This is a genomic window from Burkholderia ubonensis subsp. mesacidophila (genome assembly GCF_002097715.1).
Lineage (GTDB): Bacteria > Pseudomonadota > Gammaproteobacteria > Burkholderiales > Burkholderiaceae > Burkholderia > Burkholderia mesacidophila.
The window spans coordinates 3,150,635-3,162,449 of record NZ_CP020738.1 but is presented as its reverse complement, the minus strand read 5'-3'; the positions used below and the strand labels follow the sequence as shown (position 1 = coordinate 3,162,449).

Annotated in this window: 10 protein-coding genes; 7 read left to right on the top strand and 3 right to left on the bottom strand. The window is 62.9% G+C overall.

What is annotated here, in order from left to right; genetic code table 11:
• Nucleotides 1-44: 44 nt before the first annotated feature.
• Entirely contained in the window at nt 45-263 is a 219-nt protein-coding gene (locus B7P44_RS31785; RefSeq protein ID WP_084909776.1) for a hypothetical protein, read from the bottom strand.
• 650 nt (nt 264-913) lie between these two features.
• Between B7P44_RS31785 and B7P44_RS31780 the strand changes: the two genes are divergently transcribed.
• From B7P44_RS31780 to B7P44_RS31770, 3 genes are all read left to right on the top strand, one after another.
• Nucleotides 914-2,281, top strand: a complete 1,368-nt coding sequence (locus B7P44_RS31780) for an AAA family ATPase (protein WP_084909775.1) — start codon at nt 914-916, stop codon at nt 2,279-2,281.
• Nucleotides 2,282-2,291: 10 nt separating this feature from the next.
• Entirely contained in the window at nt 2,292-3,248 is a 957-nt protein-coding gene (locus B7P44_RS31775) for a DUF4435 domain-containing protein (RefSeq protein WP_084909774.1), read from the top strand.
• Between the two features lie 607 nt (nt 3,249-3,855).
• The gene (locus B7P44_RS31770) at nt 3,856-5,517 is read left to right on the top strand and encodes an alkaline phosphatase family protein (protein WP_084909773.1); all 1,662 of its coding nucleotides are present in this window, start codon (nt 3,856-3,858) and stop codon (nt 5,515-5,517) included.
• A 103-nt stretch (nt 5,518-5,620) separates the two neighbouring features.
• Here B7P44_RS31770 and B7P44_RS31765 read toward each other — a convergent pair whose 3' ends face one another.
• Nucleotides 5,621-6,739, bottom strand: coding sequence for a hypothetical protein (locus B7P44_RS31765; protein WP_084909772.1), 1,119 nt, complete (start codon nt 6,737-6,739; stop codon nt 5,621-5,623).
• A 100-nt stretch (nt 6,740-6,839) separates the two neighbouring features.
• The gene (locus B7P44_RS31760) at nt 6,840-7,736 is read right to left on the bottom strand and encodes a LysR substrate-binding domain-containing protein (RefSeq protein WP_084909771.1); all 897 of its coding nucleotides are present in this window, start codon (nt 7,734-7,736) and stop codon (nt 6,840-6,842) included.
• Between the two features lie 162 nt (nt 7,737-7,898).
• Between B7P44_RS31760 and B7P44_RS31755 the strand changes: the two genes are divergently transcribed.
• From B7P44_RS31755 to B7P44_RS31740, 4 genes are read left to right on the top strand one after another with little or no spacing between them, the layout of a single operon-like run.
• Complete coding sequence (locus B7P44_RS31755; protein WP_084909770.1) at nt 7,899-8,750, top strand: ABC transporter permease; 852 nt, start codon at nt 7,899-7,901, stop codon at nt 8,748-8,750.
• Between the two features lie 7 nt (nt 8,751-8,757).
• Nucleotides 8,758-9,789, top strand: coding sequence for an ABC transporter ATP-binding protein (locus tag B7P44_RS31750; protein ID WP_084909769.1), 1,032 nt, complete (start codon nt 8,758-8,760; stop codon nt 9,787-9,789).
• A gap of 38 nt (nt 9,790-9,827) precedes the next feature.
• On the top strand, nt 9,828-10,928 hold the full coding sequence (locus tag B7P44_RS31745; protein ID WP_084909768.1) for an extracellular solute-binding protein: 1,101 nt from the start codon (nt 9,828-9,830) through the stop codon (nt 10,926-10,928).
• A gap of 10 nt (nt 10,929-10,938) precedes the next feature.
• Nucleotides 10,939-11,769: an ABC transporter permease gene (locus tag B7P44_RS31740; protein WP_084909767.1), complete on the top strand. Its 831-nt coding sequence runs from the start codon at nt 10,939-10,941 to the stop codon at nt 11,767-11,769.
• Nucleotides 11,770-11,815 lie beyond the last annotated feature (46 nt).

Genomic DNA, 11,815 nt, shown 5'->3' with positions numbered 1-11,815 from the left:
GCCGTCACCGCCGTGCCAGGCGCGCGGCGGTGACGGCAGCGTGTTCAGCGCGCGACTTCGGGTTCGCGCTTGTCCAGCTCCTTCCTCGCCGCCAGCGGCAGGCGCGCATCGTCCCATTGCGTCAGCCACTGCACTTCCTTCGCGGTGAAGACCTGTCCGTAGTTGCGCAGCGCGTACTGCAACGCGTCGACGACGTGATGACGAATGATTTCGGGGGTGCGTGCATCGTCCAGCACGAACCGGAAGGCTTCCAGGGTCGACATTCTCGTGCTCCGGGTCAGGGAAAACCCTTTATCGCATGACAATAGTCGGGCGCCAAGGTGGAAGAAATTCCTGGTGGATTTTCGGGGATGTCGCTTGCCGACCCCGATCCGCCGTTCGTATAAACAAACCTCTAGTTACGACCGCAATCGGAGCTAGGCGGTCGTGTGGCCGTGAGTCAAAGGCGTGTGTTACAAGCCTCCTAAGGGCCTTCACCATCTGCAATCTACTGAACTCACTCGGACGGTGGTACGGCTTGCTATGCGCATTGTCTGGCTCGATAGATTTCTGTCATTGAGGACGCGCGGTCATTTTTTGTGAACCTGCCGCATCTGTTCCTGTTACGTGGTCGAGGCTTTCTTGGTGGTAGCGCTCTTCTTGCTACCTTTTCTCCTATGCAGCTTGCTCGTCCTTGAACTGCGATCCGTGCTTGCTTAACCCTTGTATGTAGTCCAGTAGACGCACCTTCTCTGCACTCGCATCACGAAATGTACTTCTGCGACGTGTGCGATTGAGTGTAAAGTTGTGGAAGTAAGCAGATGCTAAACGCGTATGCAAAACACATATGGTGTTTTAATGGGCCGTCACTGGGCGATAGTCTACGTCCGGCACTTGCTAGTCTCGACTGTCAGTTAGATTAAAGAAGGGGAAAATGCTTAATAAGCTTGAAAGAGTTCGGGTTGTCGGCCTTCATGGTTCGACGACAATCGACGCGGAAGTCGTGGATGGGACGCTGATTATTGTTGGCGAAAACGGCTCCGGGAAAACAACGTTTCTTCGGATTATTTTCTACGCACTTGCGGGGCGCTGGATTTCACTATCCGCATTTAAGTTTAATTACATAACTCTCGTTATTGGTGGGGTGGAATTCAAGATATTAAAAAAAGATATCCTGGCCACAACAAAATTTGATAGAGCTGCACTGTACTCGATGCCGTCCGCATCACGTCGACGCTATCAACTCGCTCTTGAAAACGGAAACTTACCTGAAGATGTGGCAATTGAGTTGCAGCGCGCGTACCGACACGGCGATTTCGCATCTGCTGATTTATTGAGGCAAGCTGAATTGTTTGATGGTCGCCTCAAGGGTGCTGCAAAGGAATTGCAAGAGTTGCGAGTCAAAATCAGAGCGGCAATCGATGCTCAAATTTTGTATTTGCCTACTTATCGTCGAATTGAGCGAGAATTGGGCAGTATTTTTGAGGGTGTGGATTCTGATGGCATAAAAAAGGGGAGGCTACGCAATCGACAGCCGGAAAACGAATCTGCCTATATCGAACTTGTAGAATTCGGCATGAGAGATGTCGAATTTGCTATCGAGCGAACCTTGGATGGCTTGAAGGAGTTTGAGCGTGAAAATCTTAATAGCTTGACGTTGCGTTACTTGGGCGACGTAGTGAATAGGGAGTACGAGCGCACTGATGTTAGTGAAATAACTAATGCATCCGAAAATACTATCCGTTCAGTATTGAATCGGATTCACGATACGATTTTGGGTCAATCTGATCGAGAGCATCTATATAATGTAATTGCATCTGCGCAGTCGAAGGGTGCTATAAATGAGCACGCTAAGATCGTTACTCACTATTTTATAAAGCTGCTTAGATTTCAGCAATCTCTCTCGGAAAGGGAGATGAATATTGCGCGATTTTGCGAGCTTTGCTCTCAATATATCACCGATAAAAAATTCAATTACAATAGTGCGACGTTCTCTTTCGAGATTGTGCCCAAAGAGCCGAGGGCGGGCCTGGAGCGTATCGATTTGAAGGAGCTGTCTTCCGGTGAAAAGCAGATTGTTTCGCTATTCAGTCACGTTTATCTTTCTGGAAATAAGAACTATCTGGTCCTCATCGACGAGCCAGAGTTATCACTTTCCGTGCCTTGGCAGCGTCGATTCCTGCTGGATATCTGGAAGGCGACGTTCTGCTCTGGATTGATTGCTGTTACGCATTCTCCGTTCATTTACCAAAATGAACTTAAACCATATGCCCATTCAATGGGTGAGTTTGTAAGTAACTGATAATCGTCGTATGGAAATGCTAAAAGAACATGAGATCGCGGCGGATGGCGCGGAGACGATTTACCACGAGTTTTTACTCTGGTACAAGAGGGGCAAAAGAGAGGTCTACGCGATTGTAGAAGGCGACGAGGATCCCATCTTTTATCGTGGCGTTGTTGAGAACATACTTCCAGACGGTTGGAATGTTCGAACCATCGCGGCGGGGAGGAAAGATAAGGTTCTGGGCACTTTGGCATCTATGGACTGGTCAAGATTTTCGACGAAACGGATTTGCTTTTTTGTTGATCGTGATCTTTCGACGTTCTTAGGCGGTCAAGTTGCGAGTGAGCATGGCAATCTCTACGTAACTGATAAATACTCGCTAGAAAACGAAATAGCAAATGAGTCGACATTGCTTCGTGCTCTCCGGGAAATCATGGGGGTTGCAAACATCTCTCCAGACGAAGAGGAAGTAATTTGCGAAGCCTACAGGCAAAGCTTTATAGATTTTTCGGAAGCATTCTCTGTGGTGATGGCACAGATCGTCTCATGGATGAGGGCGAAAAAGAGTCCCTGCCTGAAGAATATTGATCCATCAGTAATGTTCCGATTTAATGGTGAATTGGTGCAGCTAAAGCATGAATTCTTGCCTGCGCGCGCAAGGGTCGAATATGCAGCTCAGCAAGTTGGGCAGCAGCCTGACGACCAAGACGTGCTCGACGCGGTCTTAGAGGAGTTTCTGCAAGCGAATGGTTCGCAAGCGTTCGTTCGTGGTAAATACGTTTTCTGGTTCTTTACCAAATCTGTTCTGCAGTTCCATGCAAACATTGGAAAATACTGTGGGACTTACCCGGCGCCGCCGCGAGCGAAAGTAGCGTTCGGGCCGAAGAACGCAATGGCTGTACTGGCGGGTAAAGCGCGGTGTTGGGCTTCGCTGCGAGAATTTATCGAAGGGAATTTCGTAGCACATACGGCAGCTCATGGCTGATTAGTCTCGTCGTCGTGTTCGATTGTGCGCTATGATCGTCCGAAAGAGCCCGCTTGAAGTGGGCTTTTCTTTTTCGTTGGCTTCCTTGCGCGACGAGCCGTGACACTCACCCATCCAATCAATCACTCGATTTTTTATTGGGAGTCGCGCTTCATTGTATCAACTGTGGATGGAAGACCTGCGGCGCTTGCGATTCTTGACCAGTCAGGGTATTTATCCGCACAGGCCATTAGCCGATACCAAATGCGTTGAATGACCGAAACGCGTCGAGCTTCAGCCATTTATCGCCGTTGATCGGCCGGCGCTTCCTAACCGAACGCGGACAGTCTGAATTGCGTTCCACGGTGATCTTCGATGAACCCCCAAAAAACTGATGAAAGCCGCACGACGCGCGCCATTGGCCCGCATGCACCCGCCTGGTGCGGCTTCATGCGAAATTACCGCCGCATCGCACCCATCTCATCACGATCCCCTCACGCCACTTGCGATTGGTTACGTTTGACAGACAACAGAAAGCCTTGCTTCACGGAGCCGCCGCACGGCTCGGCGATATTGACGCGCCTGTTCGCAGGCCTCGCAGTTCAACGTCTATCGATGAGGTGGGGTGATGATTTCGTTCTTCGGCAAGCAGCGGAAGATGGCAATGGTGGTGGCGGGCGCGCTGGCGCTCGCGAGCGCGGGCGTCCACGCGCAGGGCGACAACGAACAGCATGAGCACGGCCGCCGCGTCGTGAAGCACGTGCTGCTGCTCAGCATCGACGGCCTGCATGAGCAGGATCTCGCGCGCTGCATCGGCGCGAACACGTGCCCGAACGTGGCGGCGCTCGCGCAAAGCGGCGTGACGTATACGAATGCGCACACGCCGGGCCTGTCGGATTCGTTCCCGGGCCTCGCGGCGCTCGTGACGGGCGGCTCGCCGAAGACGGCCGGCCTGTTCTACGACGTGTCGTATGACCGCAACCTGTACGCGCCGACCGACACGACCTGTTCGGGCAAGCAGGGCTGGAACGTCGTGTTCGACGAAACGACGGGCAAGGACGCGATGAACGGCGGCCCGCTCGTGAACCTCGACGGCGGCGGCGGATTCAACCCGCAGGCGATCCCGAACGCGCTCGTCGGCGGCCAGTGCGTGCCGGTCTATCCGCACAACTACGTGAAGACGAACACGGTGTTCGAGGCCGTGAAGTCGGCGATGCCGAGCGCGCGCACCGCGTGGGCCGACAAGCACGCGTGGGGCTACGACTGGCTGAACGGCCCGTCGGGCAAGGGCGTCGACGATCTCATGCGCACCGAGATCAACTCGATCGACCCGGTGACGAAGACGGACTACACGGACGTCTATTCGCATACCGCGCAGTTCGACAACCTGCACGTGCAGGCGCTGATCAACCAGATCGACGGCCTGGACTCGACCGGCAAGACGGCCGCGCCGGTGCCGACACTGTTCGGCGCGGACTTCCAGACGCTGAGCGTCGCCCAGAAGGCGCTGGTGACGAAGGGCGGCGGCTACGTGGACGCGAACTTCACGCCGAACGGGGAAGTCGCGAACGCGATCACATATGTCGACAACTCGATCGGCCGGATCGTCAACGAACTGAAGCAGCGCAACCTGTACAGCACGACCGCCGTGATCGTGACGGCGAAGCATGGCCAGTCGCCGACCGATCACACGAAGCTCGTGAAGAACGGCGACACGCTGACGGCGCTGCTCGAATCGAAGAGCTACCTCGACCCGAACGGCAACTTCGGCCAGAACAACACGAAGACGGGGAACCTGAACGACGGCACGGGCCTCGTCGGCACGGGCTTCGTGCAGACCGACGACGTCGGCTTGATCTGGCTGCGCGACCGCAGCCAGCGCAACGCCGTCGTCACGACGCTGAAGGCGAACCTCGGCTGCAACGCGCCGGGGATCTGCGCGGACGGCCCGCAGGCGTACATCCTGTACGGCTCGGCGCTCGCCGAGCGGTTCGGCGATCCGGCCAACGGCCGCACGCCGGACATCATCGTGCAGCCGAACCCGGGCGTGATCTACACGTCGAGCAAGAAGAAGGACGAGGAGCACGGCGGCAACGCGCCGGACGATAACCACCTCGGCCTGCTCGTGTCGTATCCGGGCCTCCATCGTGCGCGCGCGGTCAACGACTATGTCGGGACCAAGCAGGTCGCGCCGACGATCCTCGGGCTGCTCGGCGTCGAGCCGGAACTGCTGCACGCGGTCGTCGCCGAGCACACGCACGTGCTGCCGGGGCTGGGCATCGAGCACTGACCGGGAGAATCGCCTGCCGCCCGCGTGCGGCAGGCGCACTGCGCGGCGCCGGGCGGTCGACGGCGCCGCGCTTGGCGCATGCGAGCGACGCGCGGCGCTGCGGTCACTTCGCGAACAGCACCGGCATCATCTTCACTGCACAGTCGCGCATGCGCTCGCCGCTTGCCCGGATTTCCGGATCGTCGTTGGCGGCCAGCGCGTCGCCGACGTTTTTCATTGCCGAATAGCTGCCGCGCATCGCCGCGTACAGGTAGATCGGCGAGCTGGGGCCCGGGCTGGGGCCCTCGAAAAAGCCGGTCGAGGCAAGCAGGTTCAGGTAGTGCGTGTAGAGCGCGCCCACGTGGTTGGCCTGCAGCCACGTCATCAATTGCGTCCGCCGGTATGCGCTGACGAGATCGTCCTGCGGCCGCGAGTTGAGCGCGAAGTAGAGCTGCAGCCGCGCGAGCCAGTTGCCCTTGCGCGCAGCCTCGACGAGCGCTCGCCATTGCTGGCGCGTCGTCGCTCCGGGCGTGCGCAGGCTGTCCAGATAGTCGACGACGGCCTGCTCGTCAGGCGCAGGCCCGATCTGGTCCGGCGACTTGCAGACGAAGCGCGTCACGTCGACGTCGGCGGCGCTCATCGTGTCGAGGTCGTGCTCGATCTTGTGGAAGACGTCCTTGATCTGCCGGCTAACGTCGTCAGCGGACCACTCGGCCGGCAGCGGGCCAAGCCACGCGAGTTCGTCGTCGTTGGCGGCCGCGGCCTTGCGATAGCGAGCCAGCGCCGCATCGCGCCGTGTCTTCGCTTCCTCGTCCTCGGCGTGCTCCTCCTCTTCGCGCTGCTGCGAGACCTTGTCCACGGTGTCGACCATCTTGACGCAGCGCCCGAAGTCGGCGCCCTGGCGCGCCCAGCACGCGTCGTCGACCGTGTAGTTCCAGCGGAGATTGATCGTGTCCAGTGCGTAGCGCGTCTCGCCGGCTTGCCGCGCGACGGCCGCGCGTCCATTTGCGTCGGTCACGCCCTCGCGCAGCACCTTGCCGCCGTGCGTGATCCAGCTATAGGGTTCGTCGCTCCACGGCAGCTTGCCGGCGCCGTCGCGGCTCAGGCTCAGATAGTGGCGGGGTGCGGCGTTGTCGGCGGCTTGCGCGGCGCTGGCCATGCCGGCCATGCATGCCGCGGCGAGCGCGGTTGCCGCGATGCGTTTCCAGACTGGACCGCGCGCGCCGGCATGATGCTTGTTCATTGCCCTCTCCGAATTCGTTTTTGTTGATTGTTGGAAGGCGGCAAGTATAGCCGGCGCGTTCAGGCCGGCTTCGTGACGGCGTACGGCCGGCGGCCTCGCTTCACCCGTTCGCGCACTCGTCCAGCATCCATTCCCTGAAGCGCCGCAACGCTTCGCTCGTCTCGAGGCGCTCCGGCGCGTAGCACAGGTAGTGTCCCTGCGCGTCGACGTCGACCGGCGCGTCGAACGGCTCGACGAGCGTGCCGGCCGCGAGATTGTCTAGGATCAGGAAGCGCGGCACGAGGGCGATGCCGAGCCCTGCCTGCGCCGCCTGGATCAGCACCGAATACTGTTCGAAGCGAGGCCCCGCGAGCGCGTTCATCTGCGTCGCGCGATGACGCTCCGCCCATGCGGACCACGCGATCTCGGCCTGTTCGTGCACGAGACGCGGCGCGGCCGCGGCGTCGGCGGGCGCGCGCAGCGCATGCCGGTCCGCGAATTCGCGCGTGCACACCGGCGCGAAGGTCCGCCCGTCCAGGTAATCGCTTCGCACGCCTTCCCATGCGCCGTCGCCGTAGCGGATCGCCGCGTCGAGCCCGAACGGGAACATGTCGCCGTGCGCGAGATGGCGGCGAAAGCTCAGCGTGACGCTCGGCGCGGTGGCGAGAAAGCGCGCGAGCCGCGGCACGAGCCACTTGGTCGTAAAGGTCGGCACGCTCGCGATCGTCAGCAGGTCGCTGTTCTCGCGTGCGCTCAGCAGTTCGATCGATGCGTTGCCGATCTCGCGCAGCGGCCCGACGACACGTGCGTGATACACCTGCCCGGCGCGCGTCAGCGCGAGATTGCGTCCCTCGCGCACGAACAGCTTCACGCCGAACAGCGCTTCGAGATTCGCGATCTGCCGGCTCACCGCGCTGGGCGTCAGGCCAAGCTCCCGCGCCGCGTACGAGAAATTCAGGTACTTCGCAGAACTGGCGAACGCGTGCAGTTCCGCCACGTTCGGATACAGGTGCTTCATCTCCGACTATTCCTTGCGCGCACAGATCGATGCGGGCTTTGTACGTTTTTTTCATGACGATGCCATGTCGAAACCGCACACTGCGCCTGTCTCGATCAAGCGTGCAGGCCCCGTCCGGCGGGCGTTGCGCGACGTTTCTCCTCATCGGCAGCGAGCGTACCCATGCATCCGTCTACCGCCCCGGCACTGGCCGATGGTGTTCCGATTCGTCGTAACAATGCCGTGCGCCCGAGCGCGTGGCGCTTCGTGCTGCAGGCGCTCGTCGCGGTGTTCGGGGTCTACCTGCTGCTGCCGATCGCACTCCTGCTGATCGGCTCGGTCGGGCAGTCGTGGACGAACACGCTGCTGCCGACCGGCGTCACCGGGCACTGGTTCGCGGATCTCGCGGCGAACCGCAGCTTCACCCGCGCGTTCGGCGTGAGCCTCGTCGTCGCGCTGGCCTGCTGCGCGATCAACGCGGTGCTGGGGCTGCCGCTCGCCTATGCGCTGCATCACCGCGCGCAGGCCGGCCGCGGCCTCGCGACGCGCGTGGTGATGCTGATGCCGATCGCCGTGCCGGCGCTGACGCTCGGCTTCGGCTACATCGCGATCTTCAGCGGCGACACGCTGCCGTGGCTCGGCACGCTGCCGCTGATGATCGCCGCGCACGCGGTGCTGACGCTGCCGTACCTGCTGCAGACGCTGCTGAGCGACCTGCGCCACCTGGGCCTCTCGCATCTGGAGGCGTGCGCCGCGACGCTCGGCGCGACGCCGCTGCGCCAGTTCGTCACGATCGTGCTGCCGAACCTGCGGCACAGCCTGTTTTCCGGCCTCGTGATGGTGGCCGCGCTGTCGATCGGCGAATTCCAGATGTCGAACCTGATCGCGGGCTTTCGCTACCGCAACTACCCGATCGTGCTGCTGCAGGCGTTCTACGGCGCGTCGGGAATGGCCTGCGCGGCGACCGTCGTGCTGCTCGTCCTCGCCGTGCTCGCGACGCTCGCGTCCGTCGGCACCGTGCAACGCTTGAAGTGAAACCGTCATGAGCCTCGATTTCGAAAACGTCAGCTTCCAGTATCCGGGCGCCCGTCACGGCGTCGACGCGGTCACGCTCGCCGCGACGCCGGGCGAACTGCTCGCGGTGATGGGCCGCAGCGGCTCCGGCAAGTCCACGCTGCTGCGCCTGGCCGCCGGCCTGCTCGACGGCTATCGCGGCCGCATCGCGATCGGCGGCGACGACATGGCCGGCGTGCCGGTGTGGCGGCGCGAGGTCGGGATGGTGTTCCAGCATTACGCGCTGTTCCCGAACCTGTCGGTCGTCGACAACGTCGGCTACGGCCTGAAGATGCGCGGCGTGCCGGCGGCGCAGCGGCGCCGGCGCGCGCTCGAGATGCTCGAGCGCGTCGGCCTCGCGGCGCAGGCGGATCGACGCACGACGATGCTGTCGGGCGGCCAGCAGCAGCGCGTCGCGCTGGCGCGCGCGCTCGTGATCGAGCCGAAGCTGCTGCTGCTCGACGAGCCGCTCGCGGCGCTCGACGCCGGCATCCGTCACCAGCTGCGCGACGAGATCCGCGCGCTGCAGCGCGCGTGCGGCGCGACGACGCTGCTCGTCACGCACGACCAGGACGAGGCGCTCAGCATGGCCGACCGCGTCGCGATCGTCGACGGCGGCCGCGTGTTGCAGGCCGGCACGCCGCGCGACCTGTACGAGCGCCCGGCGAGCGCGCAGGTCGCGCGCTTCGTCGGCCATTCGACGGTGCTGCGCGGCCGCGTGCTCGCGCAGGGCGCGGTCGACGTGCGCTTCACGACGCTGTGCGCGGAAACGGGCGCGCACCGGCCGGGCGACACGGTCGACGTGCTGGTGCGGCCCGAACACGTGCAGCCCGATCCGCCCGCGTATGCGGTGAACCGCATCGACGGCCGGGTCGGCGAGGTGCGCTACTTCGGCGCGACGCAGCGTTTCGACTTCATGCCGGCGGGCGCAACCGATGCATTGCTGGGCGAAGGGCGCGAACTGCCCGCGCGCTGCATCGCGATCGAGCCGCGCCATCTGCTCGTGCTGCCCGCCGCGTAACCATGCGGGCGACCTCATTCATTCAACGGAGAACCTCGATGTCCGCACGCAGCCTCTTCCTCCATGCCTTCCGCCGTGAGATTGGCCGCCGCCTGCTGGCGCTCTGCGCGCTCGCGACGCTCGCGCCGTTGAGCGCCCATGCCGCGCCGCTTTATTCCGGCGAAGACGCGCTGTACGAGAAGGCCGCCGACGAAGGGCTCGTCGTGTCGTTCGACACCGGGCCGGAATGGGCGAACTGGAAGGCGCTGTTCGCCGAATTCCGCAAGCGCTATCCGAAGGTCGAGATCACGTACAACGACATCGGCTCGGCGGCCACCGTCGTCGCGCTCGACAAGTCGCGGCGCCGCCCGCAGGCCGATACCGCGTACTACTTTGCGGCGTCGGCGCTCGACGCGGCGGGCAAGGACGTGGTCGCGCCGTTCAAGCCGCTCAACTTCGACAAGCTGCCGACGGTGTTCCGCGCGGCCGACGGCCGCTGGTTCGCGGTGCACTCGCTGAACATCGCGTTCCTCGTCAACAGGAAGCTCGTCAAGAACGTGCCGCAGCGCTGGTCCGACCTGCTGAAGCCCGAGTACCGCAACGCGGTCGTCTATCTCGATCCGCGCTCGACCGGGCAGGGGCAGGTCGCGGTGTTCGCGGCCGCGTATGCGAACGGCGGCAGCGTCGAGAACCCGAAGCCGGGCGCGGAATTCTTCGGCAAGCTGAAGAACGCGGGCAACGTGCTGCGCGTCGAGGGCACGACGCCCTACGCGAAGTTCGTGAAAGGCGAGATCCCGATCCTGATCGGCTACGAGAACGACGGGCTCAAGGCGAAATACGCGGACGGCATGGGCGACGCGGCGGAAGTCGTGATTCCGCAGGACGGTAGCGTGTCGGCACCGTACGCGATGAGCCTCGTGAAGAACGGGCCGAACCCGGCCGCCGCGCAGCTGTGGCTGAACCTCGTGATGAGCGACGTCGGGCAGGCGCTGTTCGCGCAAGGCTACGTGCGCCCGGCGGTGCCCGGCACGCCGGTGGCGCAGGACGTCGCGGCGAAGCTGCCGAATGCGCCGCAGGTGCGCCCGCTCGACGTCGCGAAGGCCGCGGCGCGCAAGGCCGAAGTCGACCAGCTGTGGTCGCAGGCGACGCTCGGCAAGTAAGGGGCGCACGATGCGGATCTCGTCCATGGAGCGCGGCGTGATGCGCCGCTACGGCGCCGTGCCGGCCGCCGCGCTGCTCGCGGTGTGCTTCGCGCTGCCGCTCGCCGCGCTCGTCGGCGCGGCGTTCACCGACGGCGGCCGCGCGTTCGCCGCGGTGCTCGGCGATCCGCTCGTCGCCGATGCGATCGTGCGTTCGCTGGCGCTCGCGGTGGGCGCCGGCACGCTGTCCGTCGGCATCGGCGTGCCGGTCGCGTTCGCGCTCGCCGGGCAGTCGCCGGCGCGGCGGCGCTGGTCGCTCGCGCTGCTCGGCGTGCCGCTGGCGTTTTCCGGGCTGGTGATCGCGTATGGCTTCATCCTCGCGTTCGGCCGGGCCGGCTTCGTGACGACGCTGCTCGCGTCGCTCGGCGCAGACGCCAACGTCGTGGGCGGCGCGATCTACACGATGCCGGGGCTGGCGCTCGCCTACGCGTACTACCTGATCCCGCGCGTCGCGCTGATTCTCTATCCGGCGCTCGCGAATCTCGACCGGCGCCCGCTCGAGGCGGCGCTGACGCTCGGGGCGCAGCCGTGGCGGGCGTGGCTCGACGTCGCGTGGCGGGAGCTGTGGCCGTCGGTCGCGTCGGCGTGGTGCCTCGTCAGCGCGATCGCGCTCGGCACGTACGGCACGGCGCTCGCGCTCGCGGGCACGCAAATCAACATCCTGCCGCTGCTGATGTACCTGAAGCTGTCGGACGGGCAAACCGATTTCTCGCAGGCGGCCGCGCTGTCGATCGTGCTGACGGCGCTCTGCACCTGCGTTCTTGCACTGGGGGAAGGCCTTGTTCGGCAACGGCGTCATTGAATGGTCGGAAGCCACGCGCGACGCGCTCGCGCGGCTCGCGGAGCGG

Coding starts and splice junctions, on each gene's coding strand:
- B7P44_RS31785 (WP_084909776.1), bottom strand. CDS start 263: ATGTCGACCCTGGAAGCCTTCCGGTTCGTGCTGGACGATGCACGCACC.
- B7P44_RS31780 (WP_084909775.1), top strand. CDS start 914: ATGCTTAATAAGCTTGAAAGAGTTCGGGTTGTCGGCCTTCATGGTTCG.
- B7P44_RS31775 (WP_084909774.1), top strand. CDS start 2,292: ATGGAAATGCTAAAAGAACATGAGATCGCGGCGGATGGCGCGGAGACG.
- B7P44_RS31770 (WP_084909773.1), top strand. CDS start 3,856: ATGATTTCGTTCTTCGGCAAGCAGCGGAAGATGGCAATGGTGGTGGCG.
- B7P44_RS31765 (WP_084909772.1), bottom strand. CDS start 6,739: ATGAACAAGCATCATGCCGGCGCGCGCGGTCCAGTCTGGAAACGCATC.
- B7P44_RS31760 (WP_084909771.1), bottom strand. CDS start 7,736: ATGAAGCACCTGTATCCGAACGTGGCGGAACTGCACGCGTTCGCCAGT.
- B7P44_RS31755 (WP_084909770.1), top strand. CDS start 7,899: ATGCATCCGTCTACCGCCCCGGCACTGGCCGATGGTGTTCCGATTCGT.
- B7P44_RS31750 (WP_084909769.1), top strand. CDS start 8,758: ATGAGCCTCGATTTCGAAAACGTCAGCTTCCAGTATCCGGGCGCCCGT.
- B7P44_RS31745 (WP_084909768.1), top strand. CDS start 9,828: ATGTCCGCACGCAGCCTCTTCCTCCATGCCTTCCGCCGTGAGATTGGC.
- B7P44_RS31740 (WP_084909767.1), top strand. CDS start 10,939: ATGCGGATCTCGTCCATGGAGCGCGGCGTGATGCGCCGCTACGGCGCC.